We start from the raw sequence: 17,967 nt of genomic DNA, 5'->3' as shown, positions 1-17,967 counted from the left end.
GCCGCGCCACGTGCCCCGCACGCCCTAGCTGCCGGATGCCTGCAGCAGGTGATCCGGGAGGCGGTTGCCCGGAGCCCGGCCCCGAATCTCCAAGAGCTCCCGAGCATGGGCGTGGAGTTTCTTGTCTTCCGCGGACACAGGAACCCACGGTGGAATCGGAACGGCCGTTCCGGTGTCATCCCGCACCACCATCACCGTAAGGCAGTACGTGGTCAGGTTCATCTCGCCCGTCTTCGGATCACCGGAGCGGACATGAACGGCGATGTGCATGCCCTTGGCGCCGGTGTAAACCAGCCGCGCCTCAACTTCAACCAGATGCCCGATCAGCAACGGCCGGTAGAAGCGGACGCCGCCGGAGAACACGGCCACGGTGTCCTTGCCCGAGTAACGCGAAGCGCAAACGTAGGCTGCCTCGTCGATCCATTTCATCACGATGCCGCCATGGACCTTCCCGCCCCAGTTCACATCCGTGGGGGACGCCAGGAACCGCAAGACGACGCGTTCGGCCGTGCCGGCGTCGGTATAGTCCTGGGCGTTCATGGCCTCGACGATCTGCTCGCGGACGTCGATACGCGCCAGGGCATGGTCGCGTTGTTCGACCTCGCGCGGGGTGGAGGGTTCGAAATGAGGTACGGGCACCGGCTTGCCATCGGGCCCGACCGCCACAAAAATCACCATGCATTGACTGTGCATGGTTGCCGGTCCGCCCTTCGGATCATGGGAACTGACCACGGTGTGGATGTGCATGGACGACTTGCCGGTGTAGACGATGGTGGAGGTGACCTCCACCATGTCACCGCTGTTTACAGGATCAGCGAAATGAATGTTGCCCACATACGCCGTGACGCAGTACGTCTTCGCCCAGCCCACCGCTGCCGCATACGCTGCCTTATCCACCCACTCAAGGACCGTGCCGGCGTCGACCGATCCGCTATGGCCCACGTCCGTGGGTGCTGCCAAAAAGCGGAGGGTCACGGAATTGGAAGCAGCGTCGCTCATGCTGGAAGTTTACTGGGGCTTGGTTTTATGACGTCAGTGTGTCCGGAGCCCCGACTACGCTGGTTGGGTGTCCCGAACCACCATCAGCACCCGTTCCAACGCCCACGAGATCCTGAGACTGGCGGTTCCCGCCTTCGGCGCGCTCATCGCAGAACCGCTGTTCCTGCTTGCGGACTCAGCCATCGTCGGCCACCTCGGCGTCGACCAACTCGCCGGGGTGGGGTTGGCCTCCACCCTCCTCTACACCGCCGTCGGACTCATGGTCTTTTTGGCGTACTCGACGACGCCGGCAGTCGCCCGTGCGATCGGCGACGGAAAACTGGGGAAGGCCTTGGCATCGGGACGCGACGGCGTATGGCTGGCGTTGTTGCTTGGTGTGGCGCTCGCGGTGGTTGGCTTTGTTGCTGCCCGGCCGCTCGTTGGGCTCATGGGTGCGGGCGGCGACGTGGGAGGGTTCGCCGTCGAATACCTCCGCTGGTCCATGCCGGGCCTCGTGGCCATGTTGTTGATCTTCGCCGGAACCGGCGTGCTCCGAGGCCTGCAGGACACCCGGACGCCGCTGGTGGTTGCTACCGCAGGGTTCGCCGTGAATATCGCCCTGAACTGGTTTCTTGTTTATGGGTTGGACTTATCAGTTGCCGGTTCGGCCATCGGCACCAGCATCGCCCAATGGGCCATGGCTGCCGTGTATCTGGTCATGGTGGGACGGAACGCGCGGCGACACGGTGTGTCACTGGGGGCGGATTGGCACGGCATCAGGGCCATGACCAAGGTGGGTTCCTGGTTGATGCTGAGGACACTGAGCCTTCGACTGGCCATTCTGGGAACGGTTCTGGTGGTGACCGCCCAAGGTCCCGTGAATTTGGCTGCCCACCAGCTGGCCATGACCATCTTTTCGTTCCTGGCGTTCGCATTGGATGCACTCGCCATTGCGGCCCAAGCGCTGATCGGCAAAGAGCTGGGCGCTGGAAACCCTCTGCGGGTTCGTGAGCTGACGCGGACCATGGTGCGTTGGGGGCTCGGCTTTGGGCTGGTCACTGGTGCGCTCCTGGCACTGGTTGCTCCTTGGGCCGGTTACCTTTTCACCCCTGATCCGGGTGTCAGATCGGTCCTGACTGTCGCCCTTTGGGTCCTCGCGGCCGGGCAGCCCTTGGCGGGCTACGTCTTCGTGCTGGACGGTGTGCTCATCGGAGCCGGCGACGCGCGCTACTTGGCCGTTGCCGGCGTCGTGAACCTGTTGGTGTACTTGCCGCTTTTGGCGGCCGTTCACCTGACCAGGCCCGACGGCGCGGCGGGGCTCCTCTGGCTATGGGCCGCTTTTGCGGTGGGCTACATGCTGGCGCGCGGCGTGACGTTGGGGCTGCGGGCACGCACCGACCGGTGGATGGTGCTGGGTTCACACTAAACTGGTGGGGTGACTCTTCCCTCGACCCCTGCCCAGACTTCGTCAGCTTTCGCGACCGAGCCCTGGAAACCTGTTCTGTTGCGCGCTGTGATTGCGCTCGTTTTCGGAGCGGTCACCATCTTCTGGACTGCGCCGTCGGTGCATGTCCTTGCGTGGGCCGTCGGGCTGTACCTGCTGGCCACCGCAGCGGCAGTGTGGAGGACCCGAGCGCTGCCGGCGGCAGTACCCGTGGTGGTAGCCATTGGGGGTCTAGGCGCCGTGGTCATGCAGTCCGACGCCGGGACTGCGCTCTCAGCCATGCTGGCGTTGCTGGTGCTTGGCCTCCTGGAGATGGTCCATGGCCTGAGGAAGCGCGATTCGCTGTCCCGGGATTGGCTCATCTCCGGTGTTGTCGGCGTTGGCACCGCGTTGATCCTGCCGTTCTTTGTCTCCCTGGGTGCCCATGCATTGCTGGGCACAGCCGGTGGGGGAGCGATTCTCACAGGCGTGCTGTGGGTCCTGTCAGCGCTGACGTTGAGGCACGATCTCCGGACGGGCCGGGCCGTGGGCATGCCGCCCGCTGCGCCCAGCGGTTCGCCTGAGGCCGTAAACTAGTAGTTGGACGTTCTACTCCTTGTAGAACTTTTGCAGACCGGCGGGAATGAACCGCCATCATTGGAGGAATGAAAGTGGCAGACCAGACACCAAGAGAGCCGCGCTCGATGCGGACCTCGGTCAAGGGACCGCTCATGTTCTCCGCGTTCTTTGCGGTAATAGCCTTCGTGGCTGTTCTTATCTTCGCTTCGGGCGGCAGCGCGCGGGCTCTTCGGTTCGATCTCGCCTTCACCGGCGCCGGGATCGCCTTTATCGTGAGCCTCGTCGTCGCAGCAATGTTGTCCATGAGCTACAAGGAAAACGCCGAGCACCTGGGTAAGGGCTCCGGAGTGCACCTCAGTTCCAAGCGGCCAAGTCACGGTTCGCCGAGCGCTCCGGGCGCGGCGGATTCGCCGGACAGGCTCGACGGCGGCAACTGACTCCCAGCGCTTTCCCGCTTCGGCGGGGGAGCGCTTTTTTGTTGCTGGTCGCCGAAATGATGGACCCGCCGGGGGTACCCGCTCAGGTGGCGTTGCCAGCCGAGCTGGCGTTGCCCGCCCAGCAGCGTGCTACCGGCCCAGCAGCCCGTCCGTGAGGCCGCCGTCGTCGTCGTCATCGTTTGGATCATCGGTGATGCCGGGTTCATCAGTGTTGCCGGGTTCATCGGTGACGCCGGTGGAGCCGGCTGCGGCCGACGTGCGCGGCCGGGTGACGAGGACGATGACCACGGCCGTCGCCAGGAAGGCCAGGGCCCACCACGGGAAGCCGGGGTCCAGGGACTGGCTGGGAAGTGTTTGCGCAGCATCTCCGCTGGGAGCATCGATCCGTTCGCCGCGGACCAGTAGCCGGTGGCTGTTGATGCCCTTGGGGGTGCAGGTGACCAGGGTGACCAGGTCTTTGCCGGGCACTTTCCGGAGGGCGTCGGTGTCTTCCGGAAGGACGGTGAGGATCTGGTCGACCTTGTAGTAGATCGTCTGTCCAAGAACCGAGATGGAGAAGACGTCCCCCTCTTTGGCCTTGTCCAAATTGTCGAACAGCGTGGCATTGACGAAGCCCGAATGCCCGGTGAGCACGCTGTGCGTGTCAGTGCCACCTACCGGGAGCCCGGAGCCGAAGAGGTGGCCTACACCCCTGGCGAGCGTGGCATCGTCGGTCCCGTGAAAGATGGGCAAGTCCGCGTGGATGGCGGGAAAGCTGATGCGTCCCATCATGCCTTCGGGACCAACGTTGAGGATGTTCTTGTAAGCCTCTGAACCTGCGCCCACGACGGTCTGTTGACCTTGCTCGTTCAATGAGTAGGGATCGCGCAGGGGCCCCGATGGTAATTCCTTGTTGAATTGGCGCGCCTCCGCCAAGAGGCTCTCTTGGGCGGAGGGCGACAGGCTGTGGACAGAGTCGGCGTAGCCGCTGATCTCTGTGGCATGGACCCGGTCGGAAAACCAAGCCGCGGCTGTGGGATACAGCAAGACGCCGACGCCCAGAAGGGTCGCAAGAACTATGAGGATGCGTTGTGTGCTCCAGCGGGCGCGGAAACGTTGCCGTGCGGGCAGCTGGGGGGCTTGGAGCTGTGTCATGGGAGATCCTGGGAGAGTGGGCATATCCGGGGAAACGAAGTGTGGAAGACCGCATGTTTGGCGTTCTTCCCCACTTCGGTATTCACACCGAGGACCGCTATTGGGGGGTCCTCAGGTACTAGCTGTTGGTGCTCCGGCGTGACCGTACGAACATCAGTGCTGCGCCGACGACCAGGAGGCCGCCTGCTGCGTAGAGAACGCCGGTTCCCACGCCACCGGTCAGCGGAAGCTGGAAGCCACCGTTGGACGGGATGTTCTTGACCTGGAGGTCAACGCCAACCGTGGTGGTTGCGGCGTTGATCAGGAATGAGACCGGCTCGGCCAAGAGTTCGTATCCTGCCGGAGCCGTGGTTTCCACCAGGTAGTAGGTGCGGTAGTTAGGCGAGCCCGGTGCCGCTGCAGCGCCGTTGGCCCAATCGGAGTAGCGGAGTCCGGAAAGCGTCAGCGTTCCGTCTGCACCAACGGTGAAAGTGGTCTTGCCGTTGAGGGTGATCGGGTTGGTGCCGGCCTTGGCGTCAGCCTGGTTGGCGTAGACCGAGAAGGAAGCACCGGACAGGGCTGCGCCGTTCTGGTCAACCTTCTGGAGGGTCAGCTCGCCCCACTTGGTGACAACCGGGGGAGTGACGATCGGGCCGCCGGGCTGCCCCGGAGTTCCGGTGAAGCTACCGGCATTCGGGTAAACCACGGCAACGTTCTCGATTTCACCGATGGTGTTGACGGTGGTGTTCACAACAACCTGGACGCTGGTGGCGTTGTGGGCTGCGAGGATCAGGCGGCCAGCCGGAGTGAAAACGACCGAGACTGTGTTGGTGGCTGCATCGAAGGCAACGGTGTAATCGGTGCCGTTGGTGATAACGGTTCCGTCAACCAGCGTGGCGGTTGCGCCAACGTAGGTCAGCTTGGAATCGAGCTTATCCGTGATTTTGTAACCATCGATGACGGCTTCGTTCGGGATATCACCGGTAATGGTGAAGTTGACTGCGTCGCCGAACTTGACTGCAGGAGCGTCGGTGACGGTCTTCTGGGCGCCCGTTACGGAGTTCTTCGGGTAGACGTTGACGTCGTAGATCCAGTTGTTCTTGTTGTCCGGATCCGTCAGCGGCACGGAAACCAGGAACGGAGCCGACGGCGTTACGCCCGCCGGGTAGTTCGTTTCAGTGACGAGGTACAGGCCGAGGGGCAGGGTGCTGAAAGCCGCAGTTCCTGTGGCGTCAGTGGTCTTGGTCTGGGCCGTACCCAGCGTGTATCCCGCGCTGGTGATGGAGCCTGTGGGGTTGGATGCCGAGAAGGAACTGCTCAGGTTGTTTGCTTTGTCCCATCCAGCATTGGTGGTCAGGTCGATGGTGTTGACCTGCTGGATGCTGAACTCGATACCCGCCAGCGGCTTGAGGCCGGTGGTGTCTACGGCAGTGCCGTTGTTGGGCAGGCCGGTGGGAGTGGTGGGGCGCTCGAACTTGTGAACGGTGATGGAACCGGTCTTGGTGCCATCGACCAACGGGGCTGCCGAAGCCGGAGCCACGGAGAACGACATTGCCAACACCGCCCCGGCAATGGTGGCGGCGGCGGTCTTCCAAAGACGCCGGGAGCTTTGATTACTCACTTCTATCCTCTTTCTTTTTGATGGTGCGATGCTCGGGAGCGATCATTGTTGGAGAAACGGTCCGGCCGGAACGCGGCGGACCGGGACTTGAATCAGGCGGTTGCTTTGTTGCGCCTGAAGTTGCTGGAAGCCATTGCTGCCGCGGTCAGGAGCAGGGCTGCTCCGCCGACCGTGAAAGGCCACCAACCCATGCCACCGGATTCCGGCAGCTTCAGTGCCGGAACGTCGCGGACGGTGACGAGATAGATGCCGTTGGTGCCGCTGTCACTTGCCGTGACGACACCTGACCCGCTTCCCTTGCCGATGGTCACGGCGCCGCTGGCGGCAACGGTGAACTGCACGGGTTCGGCCAACAGGTTGAAGCCTGCCGGCGCCTTGGTCTCTTCGAGCCAGTAGACGCCGGGTTCAATACCCTGCAGTTGGAACTGGCCGGTCTGTGACGCGATGGGAGCCACCGAGTAGGCCGGGAGTGCCGCACCAGGTGTTCCGTTGGCATCGCCCAAGATGGACCAGGTAGAACCTGCCATGGGCACCCACGTCGAGTTTGAGGCCTCGCCAACTTTCTCGAAGAGAATCTTGGCCGGCGTGTGATGGGTGGTGGAGCACTCCGGAGCCATCGGGGTACTGTTCGGTGCGCAACGGATCGGGTTGACACTGCCGGTCCCCGTCACGACATTGACCAACTGGGCGCTCCAAGCGTCCGACTTCACGGTGACCTTGTAGGTGAGGGTTGCCGTCTGGCCTGCCGGAAGCGTGAAGGGCTGTGTGGTCAATACTGTTGAGCCGGCCGCAGGATTGGCCACGGCTACAGGCGCTGCCGCCCCGATGGTGAGCTGAGCGGAGCCAGACACGAACGTCCCCTGGTCCAAGACATCTGCCAGGTTATCCGTGAGCACAACTCCCGTGATCTGGCCACGGTTGCTGGTGGCCGTCACGGTGTAGCTGATGGTGTCGCCGGGCTTGACTGACGTATTTCCCGTTGAGGTGGTGCCGTTGACGGAAGCGGTCTTGGCAATCGTCCACTGGGGATCCACCGGCGTGGTGACCGTTGCGGAACATCCAGCACCCGGGGCGGGAGGGCATGCCGTGTCCACCGTTGGAACCTGGGTGGTGGAACCCGCGACAGGATTCGGACCGCCGCCGGGCATGTTCGGCACCGATGACTGGGCAGCAGGAACGATCGTGGCAGTGTTGGCGATATTGCCAGTAGTACCCAAGGCCACGGTGCCCTTCACCGTGTAGGTGAGGGTGCCGCCGGTGTTGATGCGTACCGCGCCAGAGATGCTGCCTGTGCCGCTGGCCGCGTTGCAGGCCGTGGGACCGGCCGGGGTCAGATTCGATGTTCCCGCGGCCGTTACCGCGCACGTCCATGTAGCGTTTTGGATGGAACCGGGCAGCGGGTCCGTGAAGGTGGCATTGATGGCGTCGCTGGGTCCGTTGTTGTGGACGACGACGGTGTAGGTGATGGGTTGGCCAGGGATGTACGTGGTCAGGTTGGTGCTCTTAGTGATGGACAGGTCCACGACCGGCAAGACCTTCAGAGGTGCAGTTCCGGGTGAGTAGAGCCCCGTGATCGTGGGGAAGTTGTTGGTGCAGTTCGCGATTGCGGTGCCATCGTTAGCTACACAGCCGGAGTTGTTGTACACGCCGGGAGTGTTGCTGGTGACCGTCACTGTGATGGTGCAGGAAGCGCTGCCCTGTGCAAGGTTGCCGGTGACATCGACAGTTTTACCGGACACCGTCGCCGCGGTCCGTACGCATGTGCCGCCGAACGGACCGACCGCAGTGAGCCCGGTGGGCAGCGTATCAACGAAGTGCCAGCCGTTCTTTGCCATGAGATCGCTGGTGTTCGTGACCGTGTAGGTCAACGTGGTGTTCTGGCCTTGGTAGATGCTGGTCGGTTGGAAGGCTTTGTCTAGCTGAGGCGTGACGTCCACCAATTGCGGAAGGTCGAAGCCGACGTCGTTGCCGTTTCCATTCGCTGTCAGGTTTCGAACCCGGATTCCGAGGGTCGGCGTGGTGCCGGTCAGGGGGACCTGGATAGCACCGGACTGGAGCTTGGCTACGCTGAAGTTGCTGTTCTGGTACGAGATGGCCTTACTGCTGGGGTCCGTGCAGGGATCCAAGTTGGAACCCACGACAGTTGGCACCCCGTTGACGAGGATGGCGAATTCTTGGCTCGCATGGTTGGAGAAGCAACTGGTGGCACCGAAGATACCCGAGACGGCGTAGTAGTGGCCGGCAATGGTGGGAATGCTGTTCTTGGTGGTTTGCAGCTGGATGCCCGCAGTCTGAGTACCGCTGACGCTGTTGGTGTACTCACTGAGGATCTGGTTCTGGGCCGCTTGGGCGTCGGTCATGCCTTGGTAGAGGCCCATGGCGTGGGCCATCTTGCCGAGTTCGGTGAAAGCGGTGTTTCGCCCACATTCATCGTTGGTCAGGATGTTAAGCAGGCCACCATTGGTGGGCAGGGGAGTTCCTTCCCGCATGATCCAGCCATTGCATTCCTGGGCGCCCGGAAGCCATGCCGGATCAGCGGTGTACTGCTCGTTGGTCGCCGCCGCTCCTCCCACGTAGGATCCGAGCGGAATCGGCGCAGTGGCTGCATTGGCGCTGGAGAAGTCCTCGGTGTAAATCAACGTCCCTGGCTGCGTCACGCCGGGCGATCCGGGGGCTGCCGTGGCCGGCGTCGAGAGGTTGACGACGCCATAAGCGGTCATGCCAACCAAGACAAGAAGCATGCACGCCATGAGGCCAAGCACTGAAAGTCCAGGCCTGTCACCTGGCCCGCTATTGACACGAGCACGGACGTGCTCAAATTGCTTCCGCATGGATCTCTTCTCCCTGATGCCTTGGTGAGCGGCCCTCGCTGAGAGGACCCCTTTTTCTTCCGAGGGGTAGGTGAGGAGAGCGGGAGGTTCGTGTCGAAAAACAAATGTGACCTTAGTCACAAGGCGGAACTGGGGCGTTAGACCCTTCTACTCGCCGCCAGCAGCCTTTCTGGCCCGATATGCGGCTACGTGCGCCCGGTTGGCGCAGTTTCCGGTATCGCAGTAGAGCTTGGAGCGGTTGCGGCTGAGGTCCAGCACTACGGCGTCGCAATCGCCTGCGGCGCACACGCGCATTCGGTCCATTTCTCCACTGCGGATGACGTCCACGATTGCCATGGCGGCTTCGGTTCCCAAGCGGTCGGCCAAGGGGGCTTCCGGCGTAGTTGCGTGCAGGTGCCAATTCCAGTGGTCATGTTTGACTAGCTGGGGGAGCGCTTTTGCGTCCGTCAGCAACTTGTTCACAGCCATGGCGGCGGTGTCCTCGTCGGCACTCCACAGCGCGGTGAGTTCACTGCGAAGGCGCCTGACCGATCGCAGTTCGGCTGCGGATTTGATTCGGGAGCCGGTGAACTGCTCGGCGTCAAGGAATGCCTCCAGGTCTTCCACTGTGGCCAAAGAATCCCCACCATTTGCAGCGGTGTTGATGAGGGTGACGACACTGCGGAGGGCTACCTCGGTGTCAGGCGCAAAAAGCACTTTGACTCCTTACGAGTGTCGGGGGTACTGTCATGACCATAAGCCCACTTTACTCCTGACAGGAGGCTGCTGTGTCAGCTACGACGACGAAGGCTGGTGCACGAGGTTTCCTGGCATCGGGTCTGGGAATTGCCCTCTTCTCCTCCGCTGTTTTCGGGACGTCCGGCTCATTTGCCAAATCAATGCTGGAAACCGGTTGGTCGCCTGGTGCTGCCGTCGCCGTGCGGCTCACAGGTGCCGCGCTGATCCTGGCCATTCCCGGCGTCGTGGTCCTCCGAGGGCGGTGGCACCAGGTCAAGGACAACTGGCTCACTATCTTGTTGTTCGGCCTGATTGGGGTGGCCGGTTGCCAGCTCTTCTACTTCAACGCCGTCTCACGGCTGTCCGTGGGTGTGGCCCTGCTGCTGGAATATCTGGCTCCGGTCATGATCGTGCTCTGGCTCTGGATTGCCAGCCGACGCCGTCCCCGGCTGCTTACGGCAGTTGGCGCCCTGCTGTCGCTCGGAGGCTTGGTTCTGGTGCTGGACCTGGCCGGGTCCGTGAAGGTCGACTTCGTTGGCGTCTTGTGGGGCATGGCCGCGGCAGTGTGCTTGGTGATCTATTTCTTCATCACCGCCAAGGAAAACGACACTCTGCCGCCGTTGGTCCTTGCCGCTGCGGGCTTGATGGTTGGCGCCGTGGTGATATGGCTCTTTGGTTTGGTGGGGCTCCTGCCCATGACCTTCAGCAACACGGACACTACGCTGGGCCCATGGACCACACCGTGGTGGGTCTCCGTTGCCGGGTTGGTCATCCTGGCGACCGTGCTCGCCTACGTTTCCGGAATCATGGCCGCTCGCAGCCTAGGCTCTAAGGTCGCATCCTTTGTGTCCCTGACCGAAGTGCTTTTCGCAGTCATTTGGGCGTGGTTACTGCTCGGTGAATTGCCAGGGGGCATCCAGTTGCTCGGCGGGCTGTTCATCGTGGGCGGAGTGGTCTTGGTCCGCTGGGACGAACTACGGGGAGACAGGCGGACGGGCCGTGACGGCGCCCAAGCGCTCGCGTTGGACCACGCGAACGACGTCGAACCCATCCCGTCGGGGAGCGGAACCAAGCGCGGAACCGAGTAGCGGGGCGATATTACCCTGGTGGCTGTCTCCGAAAGGCATCTGCCGAACGACGCTGCCCGCCCCTCCCGCACTTTGCCGGCCATAGTTAGCATTGGACTATGTGCCGGAATATTCGAACCCTCCACAATTTTGAACCTCGAGCGACGTCGACAGAGGTGGAGGCTGCAGCATTGCAATACGTGCGAAAAATCAGCGGGACCACCAAGCCCTCGAAAGATAACGAGGAGGCATTTGCGGAGGCTGTGCACGAGATCGCGCATATCACCCAGCATCTGTTGGACTCGTTAGTGACCCATGCGCCTGCAAAGAACCGCGAAGAAGAAGCAGCAAAGGCCAGGGCCCGGGCAGCCGTCCGATTCGGGACGGCTTAAGGCTCCTGACCGGTTCGCCTGCCGGTTGGGGCCCTACTTCCCGAAGGCGCGCAGCCGAAGCGAATTCGCGACGACGAGCACCGAACTCGCTGCCATGGCTGCGCCCGCGATCATGGGATTCAGCAATCCGAATGCCGCCACCGGGATCCCGATTGCGTTATAGAAAAACGCCCAGAAGAGGTTCGTCTTGATGGTGGAGAGGGTTCTGCGCGACAGCTCAATGGCCTGCACCAGCTGGCCTAGATCGTTGCTCATGATGGTCAAATCGGACGCCTCAATGGCCACGTCCGTGCCCGAGCCCATCGCTATGCCGAGGTCTGATTGCGCCAGGGCGGCGGCATCGTTGACGCCGTCGCCAGCCATGGCGACGATTGCCCCGGATGCCTGCAGCTTCCGGACGGCCTCGACCTTGCCCTCGGGGAGCACGCCGGCAAAGACATCCTCCGGCAGAATCCCTACTTCGCCGGCGACGCGGGCAGCAACTGCGGCGTTGTCACCGGTGAGCAGTAGGGGGCGGATATGCAGGTCCTTCAGGCGTCGGATGGCCTCCGCGGAGCCGGGTTTGACGGAGTCACTCAGGCTGAGGATTCCCGCTGGGTAACCGTCGATTCCCACCCAGATGGCGGTGGCCCCCATGGCTTCCCGGTTCTGCAGGTCTTCGCGTTGCTCGGGGGTGAGCGCGATGCCATTCTCTTCGAGCCAGCCTGAACGTCCCACCACCACTGTCCGGGTACCTGTAGCAAGCGACACGACGCCCCGCACTCCACCGCCCGGCGCAGAGGCGAACGCTTCAATGCCCGGAAGCGGGCCGGCGTCGGGCATTTGCTCTTTCGCCGATGCGGCAATTGCGTGGGCAATCGGGTGCTCTGACGCCGATTCCACTGCTCCGGCGAGCATCAAAACCGACTCGGGTGAGTGGCCGTTCAGGGTCAGCGTGTGGCTTACGGCGAGCCTTCCGGTGGTCACCGTACCCGTTTTATCCAAGAGAATCGTGTCCACGTGACGAGTATCCTCAAGTACCTGCGGGCCCTTGATCAGGATGCCCAACTGCGCACCTCGCCCGGTCCCGGTCAGCAGGCCAACGGGAGTGGCCAGACCGAGGGCGCACGGGCAGGCGATCACGAGAACGGCTACGGCGGCGGTGAAAGCGGCGTTGAGGTCTCCGGAGAACACCAGCCACAGTACGAACGTGACGATTGCAATGCCCAGCACAATAGGCACGAAGACCGAGCTGATGTGGTCTGCGAGGCGGGCAATCGGCGCCTTACCGGTCTGCGCTTGGCTGACCAGCCGACCCATGTGGGCAAGCGTAGTATCAGCGCCGACACGCGTGGCACGCACCAGGAGGCGACCCGATGCGTTGATCGTCGCTCCCGTCACCGAACTGCCGGGTGCAACCTCCACGGGGACCGATTCGCCGGTTACCAAGGAAGAGTCGACGGCGGACAAGCCGTCCGTGACGATCCCATCGGTCGCGATCTTTTCGCCCGGCCGTACAACGAAAACGTCACCCACCATGAGCTCACCTGCGGGGATTTTCCCTTCTACACCATTGAGGAGAAGCGTGGCATCCTTGGCCCCGAGATTCAGCAGGGCCTTCAGGGCATCGCCCGCTTTCGCCTTGGCGCTCGCCTCGAGGTAGCGGCCAAGGAGAAGGAACGTGGTGACAACACTCGCCACCTCAAAATAGAGCTCTCCCGTAGTCATAGCTCCGGCGGATGGTTGTGCCGTCATAGTCGGGTCAGCGAAAAGCTGCCACGCGGAATACGCGTAGGCGGCGATGACGCCGAGGGAAACCAGGGTGTCCATGGTGGATGCGAGATGGCGTGCGTTAACGGCCGCAGCCCTATGGAAGGGCCACGCCGCCCAACTCACCACCGGCAGCGACAGTGCAGCGACCACCCAGCCCCAGTTGGCAAAATGAAACGCCGGTATCATCGAGACGAGAAATACGGGACCGGTCAGGATTGCTGCGGCAATCAACCGCGGACGGAGACTTGACGCTGCCGGCCCATGGTCCATGTGGTTGGCATGGTCCGTATGAATCGCTGAGTTGCCTTCATGAGCGACTGGCGGTTGGTGCTGGCGGAGGGTTGCCTTGTAACCAGTGGCGTTGACGGTATCAACAACTTGCTGGTCCGACACGGTATCGGGGACGGTGACGTGAGCGGACTCCAGGGGCAGGTTGACCGTGGCCTCTACGCCGTCGAGCTTTCGCAATTTCCGCTCGACTCGGTTGACGCACGAGGCGCAGGTCATGCCTTCAATGTCCAACTCGATAACTCGGGTTGCCGCAAGGCTGCCCGGTTCGCGCTCACCCACAAAAGCTCCTAAGCCTGGTTGGCAACTACCAGATAGCCTGCTTCTGCCACGGCCTCACCGATTTCTTCAGGCATCAGCGGTTTTGTTGACGTGATAGTCACAGTGGACAGGCCACCGGGGTTGAGGTCGACGGCCACTTCCTCGACGCCGTTGAGGGCTTCGAGTTCTTCGCTGACACTCGATACGCAGTGGCGGCAGGTCATGCCGGAAACGTTGACGTTGGTTTGGATGTGCTGGCTCATGGTGTACTCCTGGGCTGGGAAGGCTTGGTGGGGTCTGGGAAGGCTCGTCGAGCAGGGGACTACCGCAGCAGGCGCCCAATTGCGCCCGTGGCTTCTTTTACTTTGGCTTCGATCTGTTCGGCCCGCGCCTCCGGGTCTGCCTCGGAGGCGGCACCGACAACGCAGTGCCCGATGTGCTCCTCGACCAAACCCAGGCTAACCGCGTGAAGGGCCTTGGTGGCCGCGGCGACCTGCGTGAGGATGTCGATGCAGTACTTGTCTTCTTCGACCATCCGCGCAATCCCGCGCACCTGACCTTCAATGCGCTTCAGGCGCTTTAGGTACGCCTCTTTGTTGCTGGTGTAACCATGATGGGCAGCATGCTCCAGATCCGCTTCAATCACGGGTGCGAGCGGATGGCCCAGTTGCAGGTCCGGCGTGTTCATAGAGACAAAACTATACCCTCCGGGGGTATGACGCAAGTACCCCGGGAGGGTATAGATGGGAGGTTCGCCGAACCGCCGTCGAGCGTTTAGTACTTGCTGAACGTCGTTTGGACCTTACCGTCCTTTATCGTCACGCTCGCGTTCACGTAGAAAGAACTGGTCTCTGTTGCCGGCTTCCAATCGGGTGCACCGAAACCATAGGAGCTGTCTTTCTCGTAGCTGACCGTCGCCTTGCCGGCATTGTCTGTCTGGATGCTCCAACCCGACGCGTCGAACAGGTTCTTGGTAAGGCTTAAGGTCGGCTTGGTGGTCAGTGACCAGTGGAAGTTCCGCGCATAACTCGAGGCGTAGATGCTGAACGGACAAGTGGCCGGCTCTGCGTCCGTGGACTTGAGGCACTCCGTAATGTGCGCGTTGACCTGCGCCAAAGCCTCCGTTTTCAATGCATCGCTGGCCTCAACCTTCAGCTGTACCCCCGGCGGGGCTTGGGCTCCTTCCACCACAGTTACCAGAGCCGTGGACTTAGCCGCCGTCAAGTACTTCTCGGAGGCAGGCAATTGCACCGTGTACTCTCCAGGCAAGGCTGGAAGGTGTACGCCCGCGGAAGAGGAAGTGCCGCCACCTAATCCGAGGTTGAGCTCATAGCCGTTGACCAACACAGTCTGCACCATGCTGTCCGCGGAGATGGTCAACTGCCCGATCGGGGCCGCGTCCATCTTCCAGTGATCATCGAAGAGCTCCGGATTCGACTTGCGCAGTGTGTAGGTAGTCTGCTGCTTCCGGCCATCCTGGCGCAGTTCCGCTACCACCTTGGCTCCGTCCCCGGAGGTTTGGGTGGACACGATGTCGAAACCGTCGATGCGCTTGCCGGCTTTGGAGTACACCTCGTCGGTCAGCAGCGCTCTTTGATCGTTCGCCACGTTGGGATCCGACAAGGCAATCGCCTTGGATGCCTCGCCGTTCTGAAGGGCCTGCAGATAGTCCTTCACGGGTTTGTCGGGGCCGTTGCCGTCCTTGATCACGTTGACGGTGATGGCCCCGGCGACCAGCAAGACAACCACCAAGCCGATTCCACCCAGCACCAGGCCAAGCTTGCGCTTAGCGCCGGGAGACATCGGCTCCCGGGGAGCGACCGCCGTCGTCTGGCTGTTTTGAGCGTAAGGGTCAGCGTAGCTGGCCGTGCCCGGGTGGCCGGGCTGGCTTTGCTGGGGGTTCGGATCATCCTGAACCGGGCGACAGGTCCTGAGCCTCTCAGCTGCGCGGGCCGGGATGTAATTGCTGAGGATGGGTGCCAGAAAACGTGCTGAGGCCTCGGTTGCAGCGCCCCACAGCAACATGACAAAAGCCGTCCACCCAGCCAGGGCCACGCTGCCGGTGCCCGTCACCAACGTTCCGGCCTCAAAGGAGCCGGTAAGTGAGCTGAGCCAGGTAAGGAGCGCCCCTGCCACCAGGAATGCGCCGGGAAGGACGACCCAGTCCGTTACTTTTTTGGTGTCGGCCGGGCCGCGCCGGAGATACCAAAATATCGAGGTCGCCACTAGTGCAACGAGTGCCAGAAGCAACAGAAGCCAACCGGTCCACCCGGGGATGTCGAACTGGGTCAACCCGGTTCCAGGGCCAAAGCCGGTTTCAGATCCTGAACTGTTCACGGACGATGAGGCGGACGTGCTGAAATTCCAGGTACGAATGATGGGGCTCAGATGGCCGAGCCCGAGTAGGAAGAAGCCCGCCGTCAGTGCCCAGAGTGGCGCCGAGAACGTTGCTTGCCAGCCAAATTTAATCCCCATAGCCGTGACCGCAACCGGCACGGCGACCACGAGAAAGACACCAAAATGCACGCCTATTGCTGCCCCGGCATCGCGGATGATCGCGCGCACTCCGGTGGGCCGTCCCTGATGCCAAGTTCGCCCAGCCAAGCTCGCGAACGTTCCGACGACGAAGGCGGCTAGGACGGATCCAATGGTCACTGCGACCAGCGGCGCAACCTTCAGCTGCGGAATGGGAAATGAAATGCCGGTGATGGCTCCAATAACGTTGACCAACAACGTGAAGACCAAGCCTGTGGCTGCTGACTCCAGCCACATTCCCGCTGTCGTCGGAGCGGGTTTCCGCTTTGCCACAAACCTTCCGCCGACAAACAGAACCGCAATTGACAACGCCGTCAGCAACAGGGGCGTGGCAAATAGGCCAGCGGTGCCGTGCACATTCCCAAGAAATGGGACGGTCACATCGATTGTTGTGCCAAGTGCGCCAAGCTGGCTCATCACTACCAGCTGAGCAGCAAGCTGCATCATGATGGACCACGGCGACGGCGTCGAACCTTGCGGGAGCATCGAACTGGCTGGCACGTTGGTGTTGCCACCCTGGCTGATGGCGAGCCCTACTATGGCTAATACCAAAAAGGCGCACGCCACTACGTAGAGGGCCACATACGCGATGACACCCAGCAAAGCGGAAGGAATCAGCGAGCCTGCATCAAAACGTTGTGATTTCGCTGGTCCGGGCGCCGGATCTTCCGTAGCAACGGGCGCGTTCCCAAGCCCGACAGTCCCGGTGTAAGTTTGGTCCGATCCTCGACCCTCAGGGCCGAAACCCCCAATTTTCTCGTGTCCTGGTTCAGTCACATTTTCCCCCAATGTTTAGTTTTTCACTCAATTGGAAGAATACCGGACAGAAATACGACGACGGCGATCCCCAACGTTGTTGGGCGAATCGTTCACGTAGGTTTCCGTGTGGAGCATTGCGGGATTGGTCCGGGGCCCAGCACCTTCATGTCGAGTGCCGTCGGTGAGCGTCTTGAGCCAATCTTGACGTATTCCCCGGTATCGCTTGAGACGAGTTAGTCATACTCGAATCGTTCGGCAGAAGCCGGGACAAGCTGGGTGGTTGGTCTTGCAGTGGGCTGACTATCTCAGGTTCTCTTCTGTTGCATTCACGGAAAGCCTCTCCACCTCCCCCAGTCCATCTCTTGACGGGGGCCATCACGCGGGCGCGCGGCCGCCTGCCCATGGTGCCGCTGCCGCCGTCGTGTGCCCCAGGAAACTTAGTCAACAAGGCAACCGCACCCCGCTCGCCATCATCTATCGGCCGGCCATTTTCATTTTGATTTTCCGTGCCGACGTGCCCCTCGTGGGAGGGTGGAAGTGTCAGGTTATGCTCTAAGAGATGCTTGATCGTGTGTCAGAAACAGCAGAATCCAGCGCTAGTCTGACGCTTTTTGGGTAGGTGCTTGACGTCAGGCTGGGGTGTAACTGCACTGGCACGGTAGATGAAGTGTGCTGCACGCGTCCTCCGAAACTGCGTTCTGCGGTGGGTTGATGGCTACGCCGGCGAGATGATGACGCCTTCGCGATAGTCGAAAGCCTTGCGCTGGTGAGTGGTGTCGGAGATAACCCAGATGACAGTGCAGTCTTCGGTGATCGCGTCCACGCAGGCCCGGTATAGTTCGCCAACGGATTCCCTTACCAGGACGTTCTGGGTCGGCCGAAGCCCGGACCAGTTCTGAAGGGTCCGGGCTTCGGCGGTGCAGGCTGTTTCCATCCGTGCGCCTTCCTAAGGAGCTTCTGCAGGGCTATTGGCAGTGACAAAGGTGGAAACGGTCCGCGCTTCCAGCTCGGGGATGATATGTACAGCTCCGATGGTGAGGAAATGTTGCGTCTGTCGATGCAGATCAAAGTCCTCGGCAGTTTGGTAGCTCTCCAAGATGACAATCTTTCTCTCATCCTCGACTCCACGGAAGAATTGGGACTGCTGAAGGTTTGATTGACACTTTGCCTGTGAGGATTTGATCCTTGCGGGTGGAAGGATGTTCATCATGCCC

Annotated in this window: 16 protein-coding genes; 5 read left to right on the top strand and 11 right to left on the bottom strand. The window is 61.8% G+C overall.

Going from position 1 to position 17,967, the window contains the following annotated elements; translation table 11 throughout:
• Positions 1-24 precede the first annotated feature (24 nt).
• Positions 25-999 carry an acyl-CoA thioesterase gene (locus tag SB659_RS17850; RefSeq protein ID WP_410551334.1) on the bottom strand — a complete coding sequence of 325 codons (975 nt, stop codon included), beginning with the start codon at positions 997-999 and terminating at the stop codon, positions 25-27.
• A 67-nt stretch (positions 1,000-1,066) separates the two neighbouring features.
• On the opposite strand from SB659_RS17850, the gene SB659_RS17845 reads away from it, so the two are divergent.
• The 3 genes from SB659_RS17845 (at position 1,067) to SB659_RS17835 (ending at position 3,417) form a co-directional block, all read left to right on the top strand.
• Positions 1,067-2,404 carry an MATE family efflux transporter gene (locus tag SB659_RS17845; RefSeq protein ID WP_410551333.1) on the top strand — a complete coding sequence of 446 codons (1,338 nt, stop codon included), beginning with the start codon at positions 1,067-1,069 and terminating at the stop codon, positions 2,402-2,404.
• 9 nt (positions 2,405-2,413) lie between these two features.
• A complete protein-coding gene (locus SB659_RS17840; protein ID WP_410551332.1) occupies positions 2,414-2,998 on the top strand; it encodes a DUF308 domain-containing protein in 585 nt (194 codons plus the stop codon).
• A gap of 68 nt (positions 2,999-3,066) precedes the next feature.
• Positions 3,067-3,417, top strand: coding sequence for a hypothetical protein (locus SB659_RS17835; protein WP_410551331.1), 351 nt, complete (start codon positions 3,067-3,069; stop codon positions 3,415-3,417).
• A 129-nt stretch (positions 3,418-3,546) separates the two neighbouring features.
• Here SB659_RS17835 and SB659_RS17830 read toward each other — a convergent pair whose 3' ends face one another.
• From SB659_RS17830 to SB659_RS17815, 4 genes are all read right to left on the bottom strand, one after another.
• The gene (locus SB659_RS17830; RefSeq protein WP_284978552.1) at positions 3,547-4,551 is read right to left on the bottom strand and encodes a class C sortase; all 1,005 of its coding nucleotides are present in this window, start codon (positions 4,549-4,551) and stop codon (positions 3,547-3,549) included.
• Between the two features lie 118 nt (positions 4,552-4,669).
• Positions 4,670-6,151: a SpaH/EbpB family LPXTG-anchored major pilin gene (locus SB659_RS17825; RefSeq protein WP_410551330.1), complete on the bottom strand. Its 1,482-nt coding sequence runs from the start codon at positions 6,149-6,151 to the stop codon at positions 4,670-4,672.
• A 92-nt stretch (positions 6,152-6,243) separates the two neighbouring features.
• Positions 6,244-8,982, bottom strand: a complete 2,739-nt coding sequence (locus SB659_RS17820) for a SpaA isopeptide-forming pilin-related protein (protein ID WP_410551329.1) — start codon at positions 8,980-8,982, stop codon at positions 6,244-6,246.
• A 147-nt stretch (positions 8,983-9,129) separates the two neighbouring features.
• Complete coding sequence (locus SB659_RS17815) at positions 9,130-9,678, bottom strand: CGNR zinc finger domain-containing protein (protein ID WP_410551328.1); 549 nt, start codon at positions 9,676-9,678, stop codon at positions 9,130-9,132.
• Between the two features lie 71 nt (positions 9,679-9,749).
• On the opposite strand from SB659_RS17815, the gene SB659_RS17810 reads away from it, so the two are divergent.
• Positions 9,750-10,787, top strand: a complete 1,038-nt coding sequence (locus SB659_RS17810) for an EamA family transporter (protein ID WP_410551327.1) — start codon at positions 9,750-9,752, stop codon at positions 10,785-10,787.
• Positions 10,788-10,885: 98 nt separating this feature from the next.
• Positions 10,886-11,158, top strand: coding sequence for a DUF2277 domain-containing protein (locus tag SB659_RS17805; RefSeq protein ID WP_284978546.1), 273 nt, complete (start codon positions 10,886-10,888; stop codon positions 11,156-11,158).
• 33 nt (positions 11,159-11,191) lie between these two features.
• Here SB659_RS17805 and SB659_RS17800 read toward each other — a convergent pair whose 3' ends face one another.
• The 6 genes from SB659_RS17800 to SB659_RS17775 all read right to left on the bottom strand — a co-directional run.
• Positions 11,192-13,417, bottom strand: coding sequence for a heavy metal translocating P-type ATPase (locus SB659_RS17800; RefSeq protein ID WP_410551347.1), 2,226 nt, complete (start codon positions 13,415-13,417; stop codon positions 11,192-11,194).
• Between the two features lie 71 nt (positions 13,418-13,488).
• A complete protein-coding gene (locus SB659_RS17795) occupies positions 13,489-13,722 on the bottom strand; it encodes a heavy-metal-associated domain-containing protein (protein WP_410551326.1) in 234 nt (77 codons plus the stop codon).
• Positions 13,723-13,781: 59 nt separating this feature from the next.
• On the bottom strand, positions 13,782-14,147 hold the full coding sequence (locus SB659_RS17790; RefSeq protein ID WP_410551325.1) for a metal-sensitive transcriptional regulator: 366 nt from the start codon (positions 14,145-14,147) through the stop codon (positions 13,782-13,784).
• Positions 14,148-14,233: 86 nt separating this feature from the next.
• The gene (locus SB659_RS17785) at positions 14,234-16,771 is read right to left on the bottom strand and encodes a hypothetical protein (RefSeq protein ID WP_410551324.1); all 2,538 of its coding nucleotides are present in this window, start codon (positions 16,769-16,771) and stop codon (positions 14,234-14,236) included.
• A 697-nt stretch (positions 16,772-17,468) separates the two neighbouring features.
• Entirely contained in the window at positions 17,469-17,687 is a 219-nt protein-coding gene (locus SB659_RS17780; RefSeq protein ID WP_410551323.1) for a hypothetical protein, read from the bottom strand.
• 12 nt (positions 17,688-17,699) lie between these two features.
• A partial coding sequence (locus SB659_RS17775; RefSeq protein WP_410551322.1) for a putative quinol monooxygenase occupies positions 17,700-17,967 on the bottom strand: 268 nt, incomplete at its 5' end.

This window comes from Arthrobacter sp. SIMBA_036 (genome assembly GCF_046535135.1).
Lineage (GTDB): Bacteria > Actinomycetota > Actinomycetes > Actinomycetales > Micrococcaceae > Arthrobacter.
The sequence above is the reverse complement of the archived record's forward strand: the minus strand, read 5'-3'. Positions and strand labels throughout refer to the sequence as shown.